At 62.1% G+C, this 23,366-nt stretch carries 10 protein-coding genes; 6 read left to right on the top strand and 4 right to left on the bottom strand.

Features of this window, described 5'->3' with window-relative positions:
* Nucleotides 1-14: 14 nt before the first annotated feature.
* Genes atuC through ICY20_RS13110 form a run of 3 tightly spaced genes read right to left on the bottom strand, consistent with a single transcriptional unit; the run spans nt 15 to nt 4,299 of the window.
* Complete coding sequence (gene atuC / locus ICY20_RS13120; protein WP_194937688.1) at nt 15-1,631, bottom strand: geranyl-CoA carboxylase subunit beta; 1,617 nt, start codon at nt 1,629-1,631, stop codon at nt 15-17.
* Between the two features lie 3 nt (nt 1,632-1,634).
* Nucleotides 1,635-2,507 carry an SDR family oxidoreductase gene (locus ICY20_RS13115; protein ID WP_194937687.1) on the bottom strand — a complete coding sequence of 291 codons (873 nt, stop codon included), beginning with the start codon at nt 2,505-2,507 and terminating at the stop codon, nt 1,635-1,637.
* 13 nt (nt 2,508-2,520) lie between these two features.
* Nucleotides 2,521-4,299: an acyclic terpene utilization AtuA family protein gene (locus ICY20_RS13110; RefSeq protein ID WP_194937686.1), complete on the bottom strand. Its 1,779-nt coding sequence runs from the start codon at nt 4,297-4,299 to the stop codon at nt 2,521-2,523.
* Between the two features lie 158 nt (nt 4,300-4,457).
* Here ICY20_RS13110 and ICY20_RS13105 point away from each other — a divergent pair, with 158 nt between their 5' ends.
* From ICY20_RS13105 to ICY20_RS13090, 4 genes are all read left to right on the top strand, one after another.
* Nucleotides 4,458-5,096 (top strand): TetR/AcrR family transcriptional regulator, encoded by a 639-nt coding sequence (locus ICY20_RS13105; RefSeq protein ID WP_159962030.1) that lies wholly within the window; start codon nt 4,458-4,460, stop codon nt 5,094-5,096.
* Nucleotides 5,097-5,174: 78 nt separating this feature from the next.
* Entirely contained in the window at nt 5,175-5,963 is a 789-nt protein-coding gene (locus tag ICY20_RS13100; RefSeq protein WP_194937685.1) for a substrate-binding periplasmic protein, read from the top strand.
* Nucleotides 5,964-6,124: 161 nt separating this feature from the next.
* Nucleotides 6,125-7,339 carry a hypothetical protein gene (locus ICY20_RS13095; protein ID WP_194937684.1) on the top strand — a complete coding sequence of 405 codons (1,215 nt, stop codon included), beginning with the start codon at nt 6,125-6,127 and terminating at the stop codon, nt 7,337-7,339.
* A gap of 175 nt (nt 7,340-7,514) precedes the next feature.
* Nucleotides 7,515-8,528: a GNAT family N-acetyltransferase gene (locus ICY20_RS13090; protein WP_194937683.1), complete on the top strand. Its 1,014-nt coding sequence runs from the start codon at nt 7,515-7,517 to the stop codon at nt 8,526-8,528.
* 172 nt (nt 8,529-8,700) lie between these two features.
* Here ICY20_RS13090 and ICY20_RS13085 read toward each other — a convergent pair whose 3' ends face one another.
* Entirely contained in the window at nt 8,701-9,252 is a 552-nt protein-coding gene (locus ICY20_RS13085; RefSeq protein ID WP_159962026.1) for an RNA polymerase factor sigma-70, read from the bottom strand.
* A 301-nt stretch (nt 9,253-9,553) separates the two neighbouring features.
* On the opposite strand from ICY20_RS13085, the gene ICY20_RS13080 reads away from it, so the two are divergent.
* Both ICY20_RS13080 and ICY20_RS13075 read left to right on the top strand, forming a co-directional pair.
* Nucleotides 9,554-10,306 carry a thioesterase II family protein gene (locus ICY20_RS13080; RefSeq protein WP_194937682.1) on the top strand — a complete coding sequence of 251 codons (753 nt, stop codon included), beginning with the start codon at nt 9,554-9,556 and terminating at the stop codon, nt 10,304-10,306.
* A 50-nt stretch (nt 10,307-10,356) separates the two neighbouring features.
* Nucleotides 10,357-23,262 (top strand): non-ribosomal peptide synthetase, encoded by a 12,906-nt coding sequence (locus ICY20_RS13075; protein WP_194937681.1) that lies wholly within the window; start codon nt 10,357-10,359, stop codon nt 23,260-23,262.
* The last annotated feature ends 104 nt before the right edge of the window (nt 23,263-23,366 follow it).

Genomic DNA, 23,366 nt, shown 5'->3' with positions numbered 1-23,366 from the left:
TCTTGTTCTCCTGTTTAGAAGCGCGCCACACCAAAGCTATTGGGTTGTAGTTGCCGTACTTCGGCCTCGTGGCAGATATCCAGCAGCAAGCCCAGCAATGTACGAGTGTCCCGTGGGTCGATCAGCCCGTCGTCCCACAAGTTGGCGCTGCCGTACAACGCGGTGGACTGGCTGTCGAGCTTCTGCGCGGTGACCTGCTCCAGCATGTCCAGCACTTTGGGGTCGGGCACCAGGCCGTCCTTGAGTTGTTTGGCTTCGGTGACGATACGCAGCACCTTGCCCGCCTGCGCGCCGCCCATCACTGCCGTGCGGCTGTTGGGCCAGGCGAAGATAAAACGCGGGTCCAGGCCCCGGCCGCACATCGCGTAGTTGCCGGCGCCGTAGGAGCCGCCCACCACAATTGTCAGTTTAGGCACCCGTGCATTGGCCACTGCCTGGATCATCTTCGCGCCGTGCTTGATCACCCCTTGTTGCTCTGACTCGGTGCCCACCATAAAACCGGTGGTGTTGTGCAGGAACAGCAGCGGCGTGCGGCTCTGGTCGCACAGTTGAATGAATTGCGCGGCCTTGCTCGCACCCTTGGGCGTAATAGGCCCGTTATTGCCGATCACCCCAACGGCGCGGCCCTGGATATGCAAGTGGCCGCAGACGGTATGGGCGTCGAACTCGGCCTTGAATTCGAGGAACTGGGAGGCATCCGCCAGGCGTGCCAGGATTTCGCGCACGTCGTACGGTTTTTTCGGGTCATCGGGGATCAGGCCCAGCAGTTCTTCGATGGGGTATAGCGGTTCGCTGTAAGTGCGAGGCGGTGCAAGCGGCAGGCGATCATTCCACGGCAAGGCACTGACAATCTCGCGCACGATACGCACGCCATCGGCGTCATTTTCCGCCAGGTATTCCGCGGTGCCCGCCATTTGCGCATGCATTTGAGCACCGCCCAATTGCTCATCGGTGGCCACTTCGCCGGTGGCCGCCCTGAGCAGGGGCGGGCCGGCCAAAAACAGCTTGGCCTTGCCGCGCACCACCACCACGTAATCCGACAAGCCGGGCTGATACGCGCCGCCCGCCGTGGCCGAGCCGTGCACCACGGTGATCTGCGGCAGGCCCATGGCCGACAGGCGCGCCTGGTTGGCAAAGCTGCGCGCGCCCTCGACGAAAATCTCGGCAGCGTAGTTGAGGTTGGCGCCGCCGCTTTCGGCCAGGGTCACCACTGGGAGTTTGTTCTCCAGGGCGATCTGTTGCAGGCGCAGGGATTTTTTCAACCCGCTGGGCGAAATGGTGCCGCCCTTGATCGCGCTGTTGTTGGCCACCACCAGCATGCGCACGCCGCTGACGTAGCCGATGCCGGCGATCAAGCCGCCGCCCGCTGCGGTGCCGTCCTTGTCGTCATGCAGCTTGTAGCCGGCCAGGCTCGCCAGTTCTAGGAACGGTGCGCCGGGGTCCAGCAGCAGGTTGAGGCGCTCGCGGGGCAGCAGTTGGCCCCGCTTGTCGAATTTGGCTTTGGCCTCCTGGGCCTTGTCCAGCAGGGTGCATTCCAGCTGGCGCATGTGCTGGATGCCGACCAGCATGGCTGCGCGGTTTTGCGCGAACTGGGCGCTGTGAGGGTCGATCAGGGATTCAATCACCGGCATGGTTTATTGCTCCGCCTTGAGCACATCGGGCAAATAGGCGCGGTGGAAGCCGTTGAACGGCTCGCTGGTTGGCTGCGCCTTGTGCAGTGGCCAGGCACGACTGCCCAGGCTCGCGGCGCCGTCGATGCGCAGGGTGCTGCCGCTGATAAAGGCGGCGGCAGGGCTGAGCAGGAAGACGATCGCCGCACTGACTTCTGACTCGGTGCCGATACGCTTGAGCGGCACGTGCTCGCGCAGGGTGGGGATCACCGCCTTGAATGCACCCTCGTAGGTGTCCATGCCGCTGGAGGCGATCCAGCCTGGCGCCACGGCATTGACCCGCACCCCGGCGCAGCCCCACTCGACGGCGGCGGTCTTGGTGAAGTTATCCATGCCCGAACGCGCCGCGCCCGAGTGGCCCATGCCGGGCATGCCGCCCCACATGTCGGCGAGCATATTGACGATGGCGCCGCCGTGTTTGGCCATTGACTGGTTGAACACTTCCCGCGCCATCAGGAACCCGCCCACCAGGTTGGTGCGCAGCACGGTTTCAAAGCCTTTTTGATTGATGGCGGCCAGTGGCGACGGGTATTGGCCGCCGGCGTTATTCACCAACCCGTGGATCGGCCCGTGATCTTTCAGGGTTTGCCCAACCAGCGCCTTCACCGCCTCTTCATCGCGAATGTCACAGGCTTGCCAGTGGGCGTTGCCGCCGTCTTCGGCAATCTCGGCTGCGACCTTTTGCAGCTTGTCCGGCTTGCGTCCCACCAGGATCACTCGCGCACCCAACGCCGCCAGCTCATGGGCGGTGCAACGGCCAATACCGCTGCCGCCGCCGGTGACAATCACGGTGCGCCCCTGGAACAGGTCGGCTTTGAAGATCGAGTCGAAGGCCACGGCAGCGCTCCCTTTAGTTCAATTGATCGGCGATGTGTTGCGGCACGGCAATCGGGATTTCCAGCAGTTGCTGGGCGAACGCCTTGCCTTGTGGGTCGATGCGCAGACTGGCAATGCCGCCGCCGCCCAAGGCGTTTTCCAGCAGGAAGTTGAGGCTGTGGCTGCCGGGCAGGTACCAGCGTTCGACGCGGCCGTGGAGTGGGTCGAGCACGTGGCCCATCCAGTCGACGATTACTTCGGGCGTCAGTGCTTCGGCGATCCATGGCAGGTACTCGGCGGCGCGAGCGATCACGCCGATGTTGCTGTGGTTGCCCTTGTCGCCGGAGCGGGCCACGGCGAGTTTGACCAGCGCTACGCTGGCGTCGGCGCGGCCTTGGGGTTTGGGCGGATCAAACGGTGTGCCAGGCGTGGCGTGTGCTTGCGTGACGGGAAGTTCACAGGTGTAGCGCTGGCCCTGGAACTCGATCACCGGCGTGCAGAACGTTTTATCCACCAGAAATGAAAACAGGCGGATCAACGGGTACACCGTAGGCCGCCCCCCGACAATACCGGTGAGCCCCGGCGCCATGCCGGTGGCGGCCTGGGCAATCTCGCGGGCGAACAACACCAAGGCCTGTTTGCTCGGGTGACGCACTGCCAGCTTGACCACCACTTCGCGGCAGTCGTGGCGCCTGGCATGGGCGCCGTAAGTGGCTTCGCTGCCGAGCAGTTCGATATTCACGTCGGTGTAGGGTGCCCAGCCACGCTGGCTGAACAACTCAGAGGTCTTGTTGATGATCGCCTGGCTCACCCGTTCGGCCTTGGCCACTGCGTCTATGCCAGCGATCAGGCAACTGGCGGTGCAGCGAAAACCATCCGGGTAAGTGGCGCTGACTTTGTACCCGTCAGTGGGCGGCATGCCTTTGGCGCCGTGCAGGCGTACTTGGTTTTTGCCTTGTTGCTGCAATTTGACTTGGCTGAAGTCGCAAATCACATCCGGGAGCAAGTAAGCCTGCGGGTCACCAATCTCATACAGCAGTTGTTCGGCCACGCTGAGTTCACTGATCAGCCCGCCGCAGCCCTCGACTTTATTCACGGTGAACTGCCCGTCTGCGCTCACTTCGACGATGGGGAAACCGATGTGCTCGTAGTCGGGTACGTCGCGCCAATCGGTGAAGTTACCGCCGGTGCACTGGGCGCCGCATTCGATGATGTGCCCGGCCAACGCGGCCTGTGCGAGGCGGTCGTAGTCGTGCCACGACCAGTTGAATTCATGCACCAGCGCGGCGCTGACCACCGCGCTGTCCACCACGCGCCCGGTGACGACGATATCGGCACCCAGTGCAAGCGCCTGCACAATGCCCGGCGCGCCAAGGTAGGCATTGGCAGACACGCACACCGGCGGTAGCGGCGCGCCGTTGAACATGTCGGTGATGGCGTGAAGTGTTTTGAGCTGCGGTTGCAGGTCGTCCCCCAGCAGCACCGCAATCTTCAGCGGGATCGCGGCCTTGTCGCAGGCCGCTTGCAGTGCTGCGGCGCAGGCCTGGGGGTTGATACCGCCCGCGTTGCTGATCACGCGGATGCCTTGGCGGTGGATATCGGCCAGCAGTGGCGTGAGCACCTCGACAAAGTCTGTGGCGTAGCCGGCCTGTGGGTCTTTCATCCGCGCGCCGGCGAGGATCGACAGGGTGACTTCCGCCAGGTAGTCGAACACCAGGTAATCCAGCGCTCCCCCGTGCACCAACTGGGCGGCTGCGGTGCAGGTATCGCCCCAGAAGGCGCTGGCGCAGCCGATACGAACCGTCTTGCTCATGAGAAATCCTTCTCCAAGTGGCTGGCGTCGAGACTACCAAGCAAGCGCTTGGTTTGTAAACTGCGGACACAAGTTTTACCCAAGCGCTTGCTTGGGTGGCGGCCACGGCCTAAATTGCCGGCCAAGACGTTCTTGGAAGTTAAGGTGAGGAGAGCAGCATGGATGAGCAAAAAGCCCTGCGGGTGATGCGCACCATGGTCGACGGCGGCCAATTGACCGACCCCGACAGTGCCCGGGGCAAGCTGCTGCAAACCGCGGCGCACCTGTTTCGCAACAAAGGCTTTGAACGCACCACGGTGCGCGACCTGGCCAGCGCTGTGGGTATCCAGTCGGGCAGCATCTTTCATCACTTCAAGAGCAAGGACGAGATCCTGCGGGCGGTGATGGAGGAAACCATCCACTACAACACCGCAATGATGCGCGCCTCCCTAGAAGAAGCCACAAACGTGCGCGAGCGCGTGTTGGCGCTGATCCGCTGCGAATTGCAGTCGATCATGGGCGGCAGCGGCGAAGCCATGGCGGTGCTGGTGTACGAGTGGCGTTCGCTTTCGGCCGAAGGCCAGGCCCAGGTGTTGGCGCTGCGCGACGTATACGAGCAGATTTGGTTGCAGGTGCTGGGGGAGGCCAAGGCGGCCGGTTATATCAAGGGCGATGTGTTTATCACGCGACGCTTTTTGACAGGGGCCTTGTCCTGGACCACCACCTGGTTTCGCGCCGAAGGCAGCCTGACCCTCGAACAATTGGCTGAAGAAGCGTTGCTGATGGTTTTGAATGCCTCCAGCAGTGCAAGCTATTAATTTGACGGTGGAAAGTTGTCTCGCCAGACAAAAACGCCTAGCTTATCGCCATCGACGTGTTGAACGGTGTGTGCCTTGATGTTTTCGCCATGGCGGCTGGCTGCAGGACTTACTCTATGGGCACTGGGCACCGCGTGGTGGTTGCCGGCTTCGGCTGCGCAATTGGTACGCATCGGCGCGGCGCATTTTCCGCCCTACACTGTGCGCCCCGAGCAGGGTGCCGACACCGGGTTGCTGCCGCAACTGGTCGAGGCCCTGAACGCCTCGCAAACCGACTACCAATTTGTACTGGTACCCACCTCGATCCCCCGGCGCTTTCGGGATTTCGAGCAAGGCCGTGTCGACATGGCCATCTTCGAGAACCCCGCCTGGGGCTGGCAGAAAATCCCCCACACCAGCGTCGATATGGGCCTGGAAGACGCTGAGATTTTCGTCGCCCAGCGTGAGCCCGGTCGCAGCCAGGACTACTTCGCCGGGCTCACCGGCAAACGTCTGGCCGTGTTCAGTGGTTACCACTATGCCTTCGCCAACTTCAACCCCGACCCCAAGTACATGGCCGAGCATTTCAACGCCACGTTGACGTACTCCCATGACAGCAACCTGTTGATGGTTGCCCGCGGGCGTGCAGATATTGCCCTGGTCACCCGCTCGTACCTCAGTGATTTCATGGTGCGCAATGCCGAGATGTCCGGGCAGTTCCTGGTGTCGGAACGCATCGATCAGGTCTATCACCACTACGCGCTGCTGCGGCCCAAGGCTCCGATCACCGGCGAGGCCTTTGCCGGGTTGCTCAAGCGCCTGCGGGAAAACGGCGAAATGCTGAAGATCTTCGAGCCGTATCGCATTGATGTAATGCCCGCGCCCTGATCGCCTAACGTCATTTGGGCAGCATTGGATAAATAAACCACCGTATACCGTTCGTCATTTTTTTCGCGTTACTGTCAAATCTGACAGTAGCCAGTATCTGGGTATGCCTTCATTGTTGCGCTTCATTCAGCCTTTTGGGCTAGTTCTTTAAGGAGTTGATTATGAACGCGACCTCGACTTTATCGAACAACAGCATCTGCAGGCTTGACGCCGAGCCACCTGCGCCAACTGTGCTTGAAGCCATCGGCGGTAATCAGTTATATCCGATTCCTTCGAGCGGCGCTCGACCCTGGGTGTTTACTCTTGAAGTTAAATATCCGGATATGAAAGATGATCATCGTATTGACGTGACGCTTGTTGGGGAGGGACTAGAAGATTTTCCATTACCTGAAAAATGGGGCGATAGTGCTAAAGGATTTGTTCATTTTGATTTGACCGAAGCAATTATAGGTCGGTACGTCGATTCAGACGCTTATATCAGCTACACAGTGACCAGTGGCCCTGTAAGCGTGGCGTCCCAAACATTAGCGTTGACGGTACAGCGAATCCTGGATAAGGATCTTCCTATGCCTGAAATGCCTCAGGCAGTAGGACATGTGTTGGACCTGCGGGAAATTCGCGGGCCGATCCGGTGCCATCTGGGTGCACTCCCCTACGCGGCAGTGGGCATGCGCTTGTGGTTCGATATTGAAGGGCTTGATGTCGACGCAAATCCGATTGTTTATCACGTGATCCAAGGGCGGGCCTTGACCGCGCAAGAGGTCACAGAGGGCATAACTGAAGTGATTGATCGGGATTTTCTGCACCTGTTTGATGACTACTCAGGCATGACACTGATCTATTACTTAAGTTACAAAGGGGCAGCTGATAAAAATGTGGCGACCGAATTGCGTCGTGATACTTATCAAATTCGTCAAATTCAGCAACTGCGTCTTGAAACCGAAGATTTTGACGCTGCGCCATCACAATGTATAACGATAGGTTCAAGCGTTACAGTCAATAAAATAACGGTTGAACTGTTGCCGGGCTCCCACGGGACTGCCGCTATTGAAGGGTTTGGTTCGGTGCACCCCGGAATGCGTGTTGGGCAGTGTATCGCCATGTGTAGGGGTATACATTCTGATGTTGATCAGCAAAAATTCTTAATTACATTCGCAGAACCGCTGACGCGGTTAAAGTTTGCGATCACTTGGGTGCACTTTTATTTGCGTTGTGAGCTTTTTGATGAGCAGCAAAACATGATTGATGATTTGGAGCTGACGGGGTGGTCGAATGTATGGGCTGATTTCAGCTCGGATGCGGGGATTAAGACCATGGTTGTGCACGCTCGTGACTATAGCTTCCTGGATTTTTTCAGTATGTGGGTTAAACCCTAAAGGCGTGGCGTGCAACCCTTCGCTGTTTTTGCGCTGCTTCATTGCTACGGGAAAACGGTGAGGGGGATTTTGAGCGCTTGCGTATCAATATGATACCTACGCTTTGACGGCCTAAATTTCTGCCCTCGGCTCACGTCACTTCTTCATCTGTCGACGATTATCGTGAGCCGCTCCCATGTCCAATCTCAATGACCTCTCGGTCCTGCCGCTACCGGCCGGGCCTGCCCTGAATGCCGATGAAACCGAAAATCACCTGAGCTTGACCCTCGAAGGTCAGCCGCTGGCGCGTCTGCGCCTGGAGCGCGGCGACGAACTGCACGTGCATTGGCAGGATGCCAACCACGTCGCCCCGGCACGTGCCTTATGGGCGGCCAGTTACTGGTTGTTCGTCAAGGAGCCGACCCGCCAGCGCCTGGTCTGGCACCTTGAGCATGTTGCCGAAGACGCCTTGCGCAGTGGCCTGCTGATGGCGACCGAAGTGGCCGGCCAGTTCTATTGCGAGCGCACGCTGTTTTGGCAATTGCCCCAGCCATGGCTCAGTCAACCCAGCGCAGGCAGTTACCCGCAGCAAATGATCATCAGCGCCGGCAAGCGCCACCCTGCGCGCGCGCCCAAGCCACGCGGTGAGGTTTACCGGCGTTTCGATGCGCGTCTGGGGGCGTGGATTTCACTGCGCACCGTTGAGGTCGACGTGGACCTGGCGCGCTTTAACCGCTGGCAAAACAGCCCCCGCGTGGCGAGCTTCTGGCAGGAAAGTGGCAGCCTGGAACAGCACCGCGAATACCTCGCCAAATTGGAGGCCGACCCCCACACCTTGACGCTGATCGGCTGTTTCGACGACGAACCCTTCGCCTATTTCGAAGCCTACTGGGCCAAGGAAGACCGCATCGCGCCGTTCTACGACGCCGCCGACTACGACCGTGGCGTGCACATGCTGGTGGGGGAAGAGCATCACCGTGGCCCGCACAAGGTGGCGAGCTGGCTATCGGCGCTGGTGCACTACTTGTACCTGGATGACCCGCGCACCCAGCGCGTGGTGGCCGAGCCGCGTGCCGATAACGCGAAGATGATCGGGCACATGCAGAACCAGTGTTTCCACTGCGAGAAGGAATTCGATTTCCCCCACAAGCGCGCTGCGTTGATGATTTTGGGGCGCGAGCGGTTTTTTGATCGGTGTGGGTTGGTTTGACGCGAACCAAAGGCTGAACACTGTACCTGTGGCGAGGGAGCTTGCTGTGGCGAGGGAGCTTGCTCCCGTTCGACAGCGCAGCTGGAGCCGGCTTTTAGGGGCGCTACGCACCCCAGCGGGAGCAAGCTCCCTCGCCACAGCAAGCACCCTCGTCAAAGGTTGTTTGAACCCTCTACACCCGCCGCGCAAACGTATCGCTGTGATTGCCCGACACCTTGCGGCAATGCACCAGCGCATCGCGGATCATAAAGTTCACCAGGGTCGGCGACACGCCGAGCTCCTTGGCGATGTCTTTTTGCGGCACGCCGTGCAGGCGGTACATCTCGAACGCATAACGCGTGCGCTGCGGCAGTTCGGTCAGCGCGTCGGCGATGTTTTCCAGCGTATTGAAGTTGATGTGGGAGGTTTCCGGTGAAGCGCCGTGGATGACCACATTCAAGCCTTCCTCTTCCGTTCCCGAATATCTGAGTTCCAGCGCCTGCTTACGGTAGTGGTCGATCGCCAGGTTGCGCACGATCTGAAACAGGTAGCTGAGCTGGGCCTTGAACGACGAGGTAATCGTCGGTGCCGACTGCAGCCGGAAATAGGCGTCTTGCACCACATCTTCGGCGCGTGAGCGGCAGCCGGTAATACGTGCTGCGATCTTCACCAAAATCAGTCGATTGTCGACGAATGCCTGAAGAAGGGGTGAGTCGCACCTGCCTGTGGATACTGTTTCCGTCATGGAATTCACCTGATTACAAAAGAGGTTAGGGGAGGGCGTCCTTGCTGAGGCCTCCTACACATCGGGCAACAAATTAGGCTTAATGATAATGATTGTCAAATGAGAAGGCGAACTAATCTTATGTCTTCTTGGCAGGCGTGAACCAGCTCTCGCTCATCTCTTGCGACTAATTATTTGCCGGTGCCGTCCGTTCTCATGGGGACAGGCTCGTTAGTAAAACGGCCAAGGATCAGCACCCGCAGGAGGGCGAGATGGGTTTCTATCGTGCAGAGAGCGTGTTTGTGTTTGGAGTTTTCAAGCGATGAGCACGCCGACTCGACTGCGTCTGTTTTGCCTGCCTTATTCGGGCGCCAGCGCCATGGTGTATGCACGCTGGCGTCGCGCTTTGCCCGATTGGTTGCAGGTGTGCCCGCTGGAGTTACCGGGGCGCGGCATGCGCATGGACGAGCCGTTGCAGCGCGACATCAAGGGCTTGGCCGCCCAACTGGCCGAAGAAATCAGCCGCGACCTGAACGGCCCTTATGCCGTGTTTGGGCATAGCCTTGGCGGCCTGCTGGCGTTTGAGTTGGTGCACGCATTGAGCGTGCGCAACCTTCCCGCGCCCTTGGCGCTGTTTGCTTCTGGCACCGCCGGCCCCGCGCACCGGGATGTCAGCGAGTACGCCATCGAAAAAACTGACGAGCAATTGATCGCCCGCCTGCGCGAATTGCAGGGCACCGCCGAAGAAGCGCTGACCAACCCCGAACTGATGGCGTTGATGCTGCCGATCCTGCGCGCCGACTTCCTGTTGTGCGGCAGTTTCACCTACGGCGAGCGTGAGCCGCTGGGCATGCCGATCCATGTTTTTGGCGGCAAGCAAGACAGCGTGCGCGCCGACCAGTTACTCGACTGGCAAGCCGACGCCGCCAGTGGCTTTTCCCTGGACATGTTCGACGGCCACCACTTCTTCATCACGCAGCACGAAAGCGCCGTACTGCGCTGCATCCGCCGCTACGCCGACGAACATTTGGCCCGCTGGCGCAACGGCGTTTCACGGCAACTGATCGCCGGCTGAATGCCCCCGACTTCCCGATTTTCCCGTAAGCCGATTTCAGGCAGGAACCCATGATGGACGCCTTCGAACTTCCCCGCACACTGGTCCAGTCCCTTCAACGCCGCGCCGCACAGACCCCGGACCAGCTAGCCCTGCGCTTCCTGGCCGAGTCCGCCGAGCACAGCGTTGTGCTCAGTTACCGTGACCTGGACCAACGCGCCCGCACCATCGCCGCCGCCCTGCAGGCCAACGCCGAGCTGGGCGACCGTGCGGTGCTGTTGTTCCCCAGTGGCCCGGATTACGTCGCGGCGTTCTTTGGTTGCCTGTACGCCGGGGTGATCGCAGTGCCGGCTTATCCGCCGGAGTCCACCCGTCGCCATCACCAGGAGCGCCTGCTGTCGATCATCGCCGACGCCGAGCCGCGCCTGTTGTTAACCATTGCCAGTCTTGCCGACGGCCTGGCGCAGATCGAAAACGCGCCGCCCGTGTTGAGCGTCGACAACTTGGAAAGTGCCGGCAATTGGGTCGCCCCCGACCTGCACCCCGATGACATCGCCTTTTTGCAATACACCTCTGGCTCCACTGCGCTGCCCAAAGGCGTGCAAGTCAGCCACGGCAACCTGGTGGCCAACGAAGTATTGATCCGCCGTGGTTTTGGCATCGATCTCAACCCTGATGACGTGATTGTCAGCTGGCTGCCGCTGTACCACGACATGGGCCTGATCGGTGGCCTGCTGCAACCAATCTTCAGCGGTGTGCCGTGCGTGCTCATGTCGCCTGCATACTTCCTCGGCCGCCCCTTGCGTTGGCTCGAAGCGATCAGCGAATACGGCGGCACCATCAGCGGCGGCCCGGATTTCGCCTACCGCCTGTGCAGCGAGCGGGTCAGTGAGTCGGCCCTCGAACGCCTGGACTTGAGCAAATGGCGCGTGGCTTATTCCGGCTCCGAGCCGATTCGCCTCGACACCCTGGAGCGCTTCGCCGAGAAATTCGCCGTCTGCGGTTTTACCTCGGACAATTTCTTCGCCTCCTACGGCCTGGCCGAAGCCACCCTGTTTGTCGCCGGCGGCACCCGTGGCCACGGCATCCCGGCGATGCGCATGGATGAAAAGGCGCTGGCCGCCAACCGCGCAGAGCCTGGGCAGGGCGGTGCGATCATGAGTTGCGGCACCAGCCAGCCGGAACACGCGGTGCTGATCGTCGATCCCAATACCCTTGCAGAACTGCCTGACAACAGCGTCGGCGAACTCTGGGCCACTGGCCCGAGCATCGCCCACGGCTACTGGCGCAACCCCGAGGCCACCGCCAAGACTTTTGTGCAACACGCCGGTCGTACCTGGTTGCGCACCGGTGACCTGGGCTTTATGCGCTTTGGCGAGGTGTACATCACCGGCCGCTTGAAAGACCTGCTGATCGTGCGCGGCCACAACCTATACCCGCAGGACATCGAGCAAACCATCGAGCGTGAAGTGGAAGTGGTGCGCAAGGGCCGTGTGGCGGCGTTTGCCGTGAACGATCAGGGCGTGGAAGGCATCGGCATCGCCGCCGAGATCAGCCGCAGCGTGCAGAAAATCCTGCCGCCCGAAGCGTTGATCAAGGCGATCCGCCAAGCCGTCGCCGAGGCTTATCAAGAGGCCCCGAGTGTCGTGGTACTGCTCAACCCCGGCGCGTTGCCGAAGACCTCCAGCGGTAAGGTACAGCGTGCCGCGTGTGGCCTGCGCCACGCCGACGGCAGCCTCGACAGCTACGCGCAATTCCCCGGTCTGCAAGCTCAGGCCGGTGATGCCGCGTTGGAGTCCGAGTTGCACAGCCAGATCGCGGCGATCTGGTGCGAACAGTTGCAAGTCACATCCGTCGCAGCCGATGACCACTTCTTCCTGCTCGGCGGCAACTCCATCAGCGCCACCCAAGTGGTAGCGCGCCTGCGCGAAACCCTGGGCCTGGAGCTGAACCTGCGCATGCTGTTCGAGGCGCCGACTCTGGAGGGCTTCGCCGCCAATGTCGCGCAGTTGCAACAGGATGGCGGCGTTGCCCAAGGCGCCATCCATGCTTTATCGCGCCAAGATGAACTGCCCCAATCCCTGGCCCAGAACCGCCTGTGGATCACCTGGCAACTGGCCCCCCACAGCAGCGCCTACACCATCCCCGGCGCGTTGCGCCTGCGGGGCGAGCTGGATGAAGACGCGGTGCGTGCCAGCTTCCAGCACCTGATCCAGCGTCATGAAGCCTTGCGTACGCGCTTCTATGAGCGTGACGGCCAGGCGTTCCAGCGTGTCGACGCCAAGGTCGATTTCGACCTGCAAGTCATCGACCTCAGCGACCTGCCCGTAGCTGAGCGCGAGGCGCGTGCGCAGCAAATCCGCGAGGACGAAGCGCGCACCCAGTTCGACCTGGAAAAAGGCCCGCTGCTGTGGGTGACTCTGGTACGCCTGGACGATGAAGATCACCAGTTGCTGGTGACCCTGCACCACATCATCGCAGACGGTTGGTCGCTCAATATCCTCATCGACGAATTCTCGCGCCTCTATGCGGCTGCGACTCAAGGGCAAGCCCTGGAGCTGCCGCCCCTGGCCCTGCAATACGCCGACTACGGCAGCTGGCAGCGTCAATGGCTGGCCGAAGGTGAAGGTCAGCGCCAACTGGCTTACTGGAAAGCCCAGTTGGGTGAAGAGCATCCCACTCTCAGCCTGGCCACCGACCACCCCCGTTCGGCGCACCACCGCAACAGCGCGTCGCGGCATACCGTACGGTTGAGCAACGGCCTCAGCGAAGCGATTCGCCAGGCGGCCCAAGCCAACGAGTCCACCCCGTTCATGCTGTTGCTGGCAGCGTTCCAGACCTTGCTCTACCGCTACAGCGGCCAGCGCGATATTCGCATCGGCGTGCCCAACGCCAACCGCCCGCGCCAGGAAACCCAGGGCCTGATCGGCTTCTTTATCAACACGCTGGTGTTGCGTGCCGAGCTGGACGGGCGCCTGCCGTTCGACGAGCTGTTGGCTGCCACCCGCCAAACTGCGCTGGGCGCCCAGGCTCATCAGGACCTGCCTTTCGAACAACTGCTGGAAGCCTTCCCCCAAGCCCGTGAACAAGGCCTGTTCCAGGTCATGTTCAACCACCAGCAACGCGACTTGAGCGCCTTGCGCCGCCTGCCGGGCATGCTCGCCGACGAGCTGCCCTGGCACAGCCGCGAGGCCAAGTTCGACCTGCAACTGCACAGTGAAGAAGACCGTAATGGGCGGCTGAGCCTGTCGTTCGACTACGCCGATGAGCTGTTCGAACCCCGCACCATTGCGCGCCTGGCCGAGCACTTCACCCACCTGCTGCAAGCGGTGTGCGACCAGCCGCAGCAAGCCATCGGCGACCTCGCGCTGATGCAGCAAGACGAGCAACAAGCGTGGAGCGAAGCACCTTGCGCGCCAGCCCAACAATGGCTGCCCGAGTTGCTCAACCAGCAGACCTCGGACGCCACCGCTCTGGTGTGGCAAGCGGGCAGCCTGACCTTCGCCCAGTTGCATACCCAAGCCAACCGCCTGGCCCACTACCTGCGCGACAAAGGTGTCGGCCCGGACGTGTGCGTGGCCATCGCCGCCGAACGTTCGCCGCAACTGCTGATCGGCCTGCTGGCCATCATCAAGGCCGGTGGCGCCTATGTGCCGCTGGACCCGGATTACCCCACCGACCGCCTGGCCTACATGCTCAAAGACAGCGGCGTGCAGCTGCTGCTGACCCAGACGTCGTTACTGGAGCAACTGCCCGAAGCCAGCGGCGTATGCGTGATCGCCATGGACAGCCTGCACCTGGACAGCTGGCCAACCCAGCCACCAGGCTTGCACCTGCACGGCGACAACCTCGCCTACGTGATCTACACCTCCGGCTCCACCGGCCAACCCAAGGGCGTGGGCAACACCCACGCGGCCTTGGCCGAGCGCTTGCAGTGGATGCAGGCCACCTACCAACTCAATGAAACCGATGTGCTGATGCAAAAGGCACCGATCAGCTTCGACGTGTCGGTGTGGGAGTGCTTCTGGCCGCTGATCAGCGGTTGCCGCCTGGTATTGGCCGGCCCCGGCGAGCATCGCGACCCGCACCGCATTGCGCAGTTGGTGAAGGAGCACGGCGTGACCACGCTGCACTTTGTGCCGCCGCTGTTGCAGCTGTTCATCGATGAACCATTGGTGGCCGAATGCACCAGCCTGCGTCGCCTGTTCTCGGGCGGCGAAGCCTTGCCCGCCGAGTTGCGCAACCGTGTATTGGCGCAACTGCCGGCGGTGCAATTGCACAACCGTTATGGCCCGACCGAAACCGCGATCAACGTGACCCACTGGCACTGCCGCGTTGAAGACGGTGAGCGCTCGCCGATTGGCCGGCCGCTGGGCAATGTGATCTGCCGCGTGCTCGATGAGCACCTCAACCCCGTACCACTGGGCGTGCCAGGTGAGCTGTGCATCGGCGGCATCGGCCTGGCGCGGGGTTACCTCGGCCGCGCGGGCTTGACCGCTGAGCGGTTTGTTGCCGACCACCAGGGTGCACGCCTTTATCGCACCGGCGACCGCGCATGCTGGAGCGCCGACGGTGTGCTCGAATACCTCGGCCGCCTCGACCAGCAGGTCAAGCTGCGCGGCTTTCGCGTTGAACCGGAAGAAATCCAAGCGCGCATGCTCGCCCTGGACGGCATCGCCCAAGCGGTGGTGCTGGTGCGTGACGCACAGTTGATCGGCTACTACACCGCCCATGGCGAGCTGGACGAAGAACAGGTCAAAACCACCCTGGCCGCCGAGCTGCCGGAGTACATGGTGCCCGCGCTGTTGATGCGCCTGGACGCCATGCCCCTGAGCCCCGCCGGCAAACTGGACCGCCGCGCACTGCCCGAACCGGTATGGCACACCCGCGAACACATCGAACCCGAAACTGCGCTGCAACAGCAAATTGCGGCGATCTGGCGCGAAGTCCTCGGCCTGCCGCGCATCGGCCTGCGCGATGACTTCTTCGCCCTCGGTGGCCACTCGTTGTTGGCCACCCAAATCATCTCCCGTACCCGCCAGGCGTGTGACGTCGAATTGCCGCTGCGTACCCTGTTTGAAGCCAGTGAGTTGGGGGCGTTTGCCGAACAGGTCGGGCTGATCCAGGCCGCGGGCCAACGCAACCAGCAGACCGCCATTGCCAAGGTCGACCGCGGCCAGCGAGTGCCGTTGTCTTATTCCCAGCAGCGCATGTGGTTCTTGTGGCAAATGGAGCCAGACAGCCCCGCGTACAACGTCGGCGGCATGGCACGCCTGCGTGGCGTGCTGGATGTGGGGCGTTTCGAGGCGGCGTTGCAAGCCTTGATCATGCGTCACGAAACCCTGCGCACGACGTTCCCGAGTGTGGATGGCGTGGCCTATCAGAAGGTCTCGGCACAAACCGGCCTGCGCATGGACTGGCAGGACATTTCGACGCTGAATGAAACCGAGCGCCAACAACGTCTGCAACAACTGGCCGATCACGAAGCCCACACCCCGTTCAACCTGGAAACCGGGCCGCTGCTGCGCGCCTGTGTGGTCAAGGCCGGCGAGCAGGAGCACTACCTGGTGCTGACCCTGCACCATATCGTCACCGAAGGCTGGGCCATGGACATCTTTGCCCGTGAACTCAGCGCCTTGTACGAAGCCTTTATCGACGAGCGCGCCTCGCCGCTGGCGCCGTTGCCGGTGCAGTACCTGGACTACAGCGTATGGCAGCGTCAGTGGTTGGAGTCTGGCGAGCGCCAGCGCCAACTCGATTACTGGACCGCCCAACTGGGCAACGAACACCCGCTGCTGGAACTGCCCGGCGACCGCCCACGCCCGCCGGTGCAAAGCCACCAGGGCGAGTTGTACCGCTTTGATTTGAGCGATGACCTGGCCGCCCGCGTGCGCGCCTTCAACGCCGAGCGCGGCCTGACCCTGTTTATGACCATGACCGCCACCCTGGCCGTGTTGCTCTACCGCTACAGCGGCCAGACCGACCTGCGTATCGGCGCCCCGGTGGCCAACCGCATTCGACCGGAAAGCGAAGGGCTGATCGGCGCGTTCCTTAACACCCAGGTGCTGCGTTGCCAGCTCAATGGGCAGATGAATGTGGCCGAGCTGTTTGAGCAGGTGCGCCATACCGTGATCGAGGGCCAGTCCCACCAGGACCTGCCGTTCGACCACTTGGTTGAAGCCCTGCAACCGCCGCGCAGCGCGGCGTATAACCCGCTGTTCCAAGTGATGTGCAACGTGCAGCGCTGGGAGTTCCAGCAAAGCCGTCAACTGGCCGGCATGACCGTGGAATACCTGGCCAACGACGCCCGTGCCACCAAGTTCGACTTGAACCTGGAAGTCACCGACCTCGACCATCGCCTGGGTTGCTGCCTGACCTACAGCACCGACCTGTTTGATGAGCCGCGCATTGCACGCATGGCCGAGCACTGGCGCAACCTGCTGGAAGCGCTGATCGCCAATCCGCAGCAGCGCCTCAGCGAATTGCCGCTGCTCAGTGCCGCCGAGCAACGTGCGTTGCAGGACAGCCTGGGTATCGAAAAAGGTGAGCATCGCCTCGACCGGTGCATCCACACGCTGTTCAGCCAGCAGGCTGAAACCCGTGGCGATGCACCCGCGCTGACCTTCGCCGGGGCAACCCTGAGCTACCGCGAACTGAATGAACGCGCCAACCGCCTGGCCTGGATGCTGCGCGAGCGTGGCGTCGGCCCTCACGTGCGTGTCGGCCTGGCGTTGCCGCGTTCGCTGGAGATGGTCATCGGCCTGTTGGCGATCCTCAAGGCCGGCGGCGCCTATGTTCCGCTGGACCCGGAATACCCTCTCGACCGCCTGCACTACATGATCGAAGACAGCGGCATCGGCCTGCTTCTCAGCGATGCGGCGATGTTCGAAGCGCTAGGCCAATTGCCGGCCAGCGTGGCGTGCTGGTGTCTGGAAGATGACCTGCCCGTACTTGCCAATTACCCGGCGCATGAGCTGCCGTTTATCAGCCTGGCGCAACACCAGGCGTACTTGATCTACACCTCGGGCTCCACCGGCAAGCCCAAAGGCGTGGTGGTGTCCCATGGTGAAATCGCCATGCATTGCACGGCAGTGATCGAACGCTTCGGCATGCACGCCGACGACTGCGAGTTGCACTTTTATTCGATCAACTTTGATGCCGCCACCGAGCGTCTGCTGGTGCCGTTGCTCAGCGGTGCACAGGTGGTGCTGCGTGCCCAGGGCCAGTGGGATGCCGAAGAAATCTGCGGGCTGATCCGCACCCATCGCATCAATATCCTCGGTTTCACCCCAAGCTACGGCAGCCAGTTGGCGCAGTGGCTGGCGACCCAGCAGCAGACCTTGCCGGTGCGCATGTGCATCACCGGGGGTGAAGCGCTCACCGGTGAACACTTGGCGCGCATTCGCGCGGCGTTCCAGCCCCAGGTGTTCTTCAACGCCTATGGCCCGACCGAGACGGTCGTGATGCCGCTGGCCAGCTTGGCTGCGGAGCAATTGGAAGAGGGCGCGGGCAGTGTGCCGATTGGCAGCATTATCGGCGACCGCGTGGCGTACATCTTTGATGCCGACCTGGCATTGGTGCCCCAAGGGGCGACCGGCGAGCTGTACGTCGGCGGCGCTGGCTTGGCCCAGGGTTATCACGAGCGGCCGGGCATGACGGCGGAGCGTTTTGTCGCTGATCCGTTTTCCAGCAACGGCGGGCGTCTGTACCGCACCGGCGACCTGGTGCGCCAACGCGCCGATGGGTTGGTGGAGTACCTGGGACGCATCGACCATCAGGTGAAGATTCGCGGTTTCCGCATTGAGTTGGGCGAGATCGAAACCCGCTTGTTGGAGCACGAGGCCGTGCGTGAAACGGTGGTGCTGGCGTTGGATTCACCGAGTGGCAAACAGTTGGTGGCCTATTTGGTCAGCGATGCAGAGCACGCTGTTTTGCGTGAAGCACTCAAAGCCCATCTAAAGGCGCAGCTGCCGGACTACATGGTGCCCGCGCACCTGATTGTGCTGGACAGCATGCCGCTGACCGCCAATGGCAAACTCGACCGCCGCGCGTTGCCAGAGCCAGACCCTGAGGCCAATCGCCAACAGTACGTGGCGCCTCGCAATGAGTTGGAGCAAACCCTCGCGGCGATCTGGGCGGCCGTGTTGAACGTGCAGCAGGTCGGCCTGGACGATAACTTCTTCGAACTGGGTGGCGACTCGATCCTGTCGATTCAAGTGGTCAGCCGTGCGCGGCAGGCGGGGATTCATTTCAGCCCGCGCGATTTGTTCCAGCACCAGACCGTGCAAACCCTGGCCGCTGTTGCTACGCGCTCCGAACAGGTCACGGCGGAGCAGGGCGTGCTCACCGGCAGCTCAGGCCTGACACCGATCCAGCATTGGTTCTTCGATACTGAGATTCCACAGCGTCAGCACTGGAACCAGGCGCTGTTGCTCAAGCCGCTGCAACTGCTGGAGCCCCATCGCCTGGAGCAAGCGCTGCTGGCGGTACTGGAGCATCACGATGCCCTGCGCCTGAGCTTCTCCCAGCGCGGCGCCCATTGGCACGCCGAGCATTTGGCCGTGCCTCAAGGTGGCGTGCTGATGCAGGCGCAAGTGCGTGACATGGAACAATGCACCGCGCTGTTCACCGACACCCAGCGCAGCCTCAACCTGGAGCATGGCCCACTGTTGCGCGCCTTGCTGGTGGACGGGCCTGAAGGCCAGCAACGCCTGCTGATCGCGATCCATCACCTTGTGGTGGACGGCGTGTCGTGGCGCGTGCTGCTCGAAGACCTGCAAACGGTGTACCGCCAGTTGAGCGACGGCCAGTCCGTCAGCCTGCCGGCCAAGACCAGCGCCTTGCGTGACTGGGCCTCACGCTTGCAGGCCTATGCCGGCAGCGAATCCCTGCGCGAAGAACTGGGCGTGTGGCAAGACCAGTTGGCCGGCCCTGCGGTGGCATTGCCGGTGGACCGCCCGCAGGGCGCGCTGCGTAACCGCGATGCCGACACGGTCAGCGTGCGCCTGGATGCCGAACACACCCGTCAACTGCTGCAACAAGCCCCAAGCGCCTATCGCACCCAGGTCAACGACCTGCTGCTGACCGCCCTGGCACGCGTGCTGTGCCGCTGGAGCGGCCACGCCTCGGCGCTGATCCAACTGGAAGGCCACGGTCGCGAAACGTTGTTCGATGACATCGACCTGACCCGTAGCGTCGGCTGGTTCACCAGTGCCTACCCGCTGCGCCTGACCCCGGTGCACATCGAAGAAGCGGCCGGGCAGGGCGCCTCGATCAAGGCGATCAAGGAGCAATTGCGCGGCGTGCCGCACAAAGGCTTGGGTTATGGCGTGCTGCGCTACCTGGCAGACGACCTGACCAAACAGAGCATGGCTGCGCTGCCGAGCGCCGAGATCACCTTCAACTACCTGGGCCAGTTCGACCAGAGCTTTGGCAGCGATGCGCTGTTTCATCCGCTGGACGAGTCCGCAGGCCTTGCCCACGACCCGGACGCGCCGTTGCCCAACGCGCTGAGCGTGGACAGCCAAGTGTACGGCGGTGAACTGGTATTGCGCTGGACCTTCAGCCGCGAACGCCACGATCAACAGACCATCCGCGAACTGGCCGACGCGTACCTGGCCGAGTTGCAGAGCCTGGTCGCCCACTGCCTCAAGGACGATGCTGGCGGCCTCACGCCGTCCGACTTCCCGCTGGCGCACCTGACCCAGCCGCAACTGGATGCTTTACCGGTGCCGGCCAGCGTCATCGAAGACGTGTACCCGCTGACGCCAATGCAGGAAGGTTTGTTGTTGCACACTCTGCTGGAGCCGGGCACCGGCCTGTACTACATGCAGGACCGCTACCGCATCAACAGCGCCCTCGACCCCGAGCGCTTCGCCCAGGCCTGGCAGGCGGTGATCGCCCGTCACGAAGCCCTGCGCGCCTCGTTCTGCTGGAACGTCGGCGAAGAGATGCTGCAAGTGATCCATAAGCCGGGCAGTACGCCGATTGAATACCTCGATTGGACCAACGAGCCGCAAGAGGAACAGGAACCGCGCCTGCAAGCCTTGCTCAAGCAAGAGCGCGAAGCCGGCTTCGATCTGCTCAACCAGGCACCGTTCCACCTGCGCCTGATTCGCGTCGGTGCCGAGCGCTACTGGTTCATGATGAGCAACCACCACATCCTCATCGATGCCTGGTGCCGTTCGCTGCTGATGAATGACTTCTTCGATATCTACATGGCCCTGGGTGAAGGCCGTGACGCGCAGCTGGCTACGCCGCCGCGCTACCGCGACTACATCGCCTGGCTGCAACGCCAGAACCTCAATGAGGCGCGCCAGTGGTGGCAGCAGAACCTGCAAGGGTTCGAGCGCACCACGCCGATCCCGAGCGACCGGCCATTTATGCGTGACCATGCGGGCCACGGTGGCATGGTGGTGGGCGACTGCTACACCCGCCTCGATGCCCGCGACGGCGCGCAACTGCGCGAGCTGGCCCAGGCCCATCAACTGACCGTCAACACCTTTGCGCAGGCAGCGTGGGCGTTGGTACTGCGGCGCTTGAGCGGTGATCGTGACGTGCTATTTGGTGTCACCGTGGCGGGGCGCCCGGTGGAAATGCCCGAGATGCAACGTACCGTCGGCCTGTTTATCAATAGCATCGCGCTGCGGGTGAAACTGCCCGCGGACGATCAACGTTGCAGCGTGCGTCAATGGCTGAGCGGCTTGCTCGACAGCAATATGCAATTGCGCGAGTACGAATACCTGCCGTTGGTGACGATCCAGGAACACAGCGAATTGCCCAAGGGCCAGCCGCTGTTCGACAGCCTGTTCGTGTTCGAAAACGCCCCGGTGGAAGTCTCGGTGCTGGACCGTGCGCAAAGCCTGAATGCCACCTCCGATTCCGGCCGGACCCACACCAACTTCCCGCTGACGGCGGTGTGCTACCCGGGCGATGACCTGGGCTTGCACCTGTCCTACGACCAGCGCTACTTCGATGAAACCACCGTGCAAGGCATGCTCGGCGAGTTCAAGCGCCTGCTGCTGGCGCTGGTGCAGGGCTTCCATGGCGACATGGCCGACCTGCCGCTGATTGGCGAGCAGGAGCGCGAGTTCCTGGTGGACGGCTGCAACCAGAGCGAGCACGACTACCCGCTGGAGCGCAGCTATGTCGAGCTGTTCGAAGCGCAGGTAGCCGAACATCCACAGCGCATCGCCGCCAGTTGCCTTGAACAGCAATGGAGCTATGCCGAATTGAACCGCCGCAGTAATCGCCTGGGTCACGCGTTGATCAAGGCTGGCGTCGGTCTGGATCAACCGGTGGCGCTGCTGGCCGAACGCAGCCTGGACCTGCTGGGCATGATCATCGGCAGCTTCAAGGCCGGTGCCGGTTACCTGCCGCTGGACCCAGGCCTGCCAAGCCAGCGTCTGAGCCGCATCATCGATTTAAGCCGCACGCCATTGCTGGTGTGCACCGAAGCGTGTCGCGAACAGGCGCAGTTACTGCTGGAAGAGTTCGCCTGCTCGGGCCGGCCGAAACTGCTGGTGTGGGAAGCCTTGGGTGAGTGTGACGAAAACCCCGGCATCTACAGCGCCCCGGACAATCTCGCCTACGTGATCTACACCTCGGGCTCCACCGGCCTGCCCAAAGGCGTGATGGTGGAACAACGCGGCATGCTCAATAACCAATTGAGCAAAGTGCCGTACCTCGACCTGAGCCCAGCGGATGTGATCGCCCAGACCGCCTCGCAAAGCTTCGATATTTCCGTGTGGCAATTCCTCGCCGCGCCGCTGTTTGGCGCGCGGGTGGACATCGTGCCGAACACCATTGCCCATGATCCGCAGGGTTTGCTGAGCCATGTACAGGCCCAGGGCATTACCGTGCTGGAAAGCGTGCCTTCCCTGATCCAGGGCATGCTCGCCCAAGACCGCATCAGCCTCGACGGCCTGCGCTGGATGCTGCCTACCGGTGAAGCGATGCCGCCGGAGCTGGCGCACCAGTGGCTGCAACGTTACCCCGACATCGGCCTGGTCAACGCCTACGGCCCGGCGGAATGCTCGGACGATGTGGCGTTCTACCGTGTCGACCTGGCGTCTACCCGTGGCACTTACCTGCCGATCGGTACGCCCACCGACAACAACCGTTTGTACCTGCTCGACGGCGCGCTGGAGCTGGTGCCGCAAGGTGCGGTGGGTGAGCTGTGTGTAGCAGGCACTGGCGTGGGGCGTGGTTATGTCAGCGACCCGCTGCGCACTGCGCCCGTGTTTGTGCCGAACCCGTTCGGCGCACCGGGCGAGCGTTTGTATCGCACGGGAGACCTGGCCCGCCGGCGCAGCGATGGCGTGTTGGAGTACGTCGGTCGTATCGACCATCAGGTGAAGATTCGCGGCTACCGCATTGAGCTGGGTGAAATCGAAGCGCGTCTGCATGAGCAGCCCGAAGTTCGGGATGCAGCGGTGGGCGTGCAGGAGGGCGTCAACGGCAAGCACCTGGTCGGCTACCTGGTGGCGACTGATGAAGCGCTCAACCCAAGCGAACGCCTGGACCGCATCAAGCAACGCCTGCGTGCCGAGCTGCCGGAATACATGGTGCCGTTGCACTGGCTCTGGCTCGACCGCCTGCCGCTAAACGCCAACGGCAAACTCGACCGCAACGCTTTGCCTGACTTGGACATTGGCCAGTTGCATAGCCAGGATTATCTAGCGCCGCGTAATGAGCTTGAAGAGATATTGGCCGCGATCTGGGCCGAGGTGTTGAAGGTTGAAAGGGTAGGGGTGCAGGACAACTTCTTCGAACTGGGCGGGCATTCGCTGCTGGCCACGCAGATTGCGTCGCGGGTGCAGAAGACCTTGCAGCGGGACGTGCCGCTGAGGGCGATGTTCGAGTGCAGCACGGTGGCGGAGTTGGCTGAGTATATCGAGGGGTTGGCGGCTAATGAGATCAGTGCCGAGAAGGTGGATCGGTTGAGTGATTTGATGGCGGAGTTGGAGGGGCTTTGATCTTCATCGCTTTATAGGGCCTCTTCGCGAGCAAGCCCGCTCCCACATTGGATCGTGTTCACACATTTCTATCTGTGAACGCCGTCAAATGTGGGAGGGGGCTT

Source organism: Pseudomonas pisciculturae (assembly GCF_015461805.1).
GTDB lineage: Bacteria > Pseudomonadota > Gammaproteobacteria > Pseudomonadales > Pseudomonadaceae > Aquipseudomonas > Aquipseudomonas pisciculturae.
The sequence above is the reverse complement of the archived record's forward strand: the minus strand, read 5'-3'. Positions and strand labels throughout refer to the sequence as shown.

Coding starts and splice junctions, on each gene's coding strand:
- ICY20_RS13075 (WP_194937681.1), top strand. CDS start 10,357: ATGATGGACGCCTTCGAACTTCCCCGCACACTGGTCCAGTCCCTTCAA.
- ICY20_RS13080 (WP_194937682.1), top strand. CDS start 9,554: ATGAGCACGCCGACTCGACTGCGTCTGTTTTGCCTGCCTTATTCGGGC.
- ICY20_RS13090 (WP_194937683.1), top strand. CDS start 7,515: ATGTCCAATCTCAATGACCTCTCGGTCCTGCCGCTACCGGCCGGGCCT.
- atuC (WP_194937688.1), bottom strand. CDS start 1,631: ATGCCGGTGATTGAATCCCTGATCGACCCTCACAGCGCCCAGTTCGCG.
- ICY20_RS13105 (WP_159962030.1), top strand. CDS start 4,458: ATGGATGAGCAAAAAGCCCTGCGGGTGATGCGCACCATGGTCGACGGC.
- ICY20_RS13110 (WP_194937686.1), bottom strand. CDS start 4,299: ATGAGCAAGACGGTTCGTATCGGCTGCGCCAGCGCCTTCTGGGGCGAT.
- ICY20_RS13100 (WP_194937685.1), top strand. CDS start 5,175: ATGTTTTCGCCATGGCGGCTGGCTGCAGGACTTACTCTATGGGCACTG.
- ICY20_RS13085 (WP_159962026.1), bottom strand. CDS start 9,252: ATGACGGAAACAGTATCCACAGGCAGGTGCGACTCACCCCTTCTTCAG.
- ICY20_RS13095 (WP_194937684.1), top strand. CDS start 6,125: ATGAACGCGACCTCGACTTTATCGAACAACAGCATCTGCAGGCTTGAC.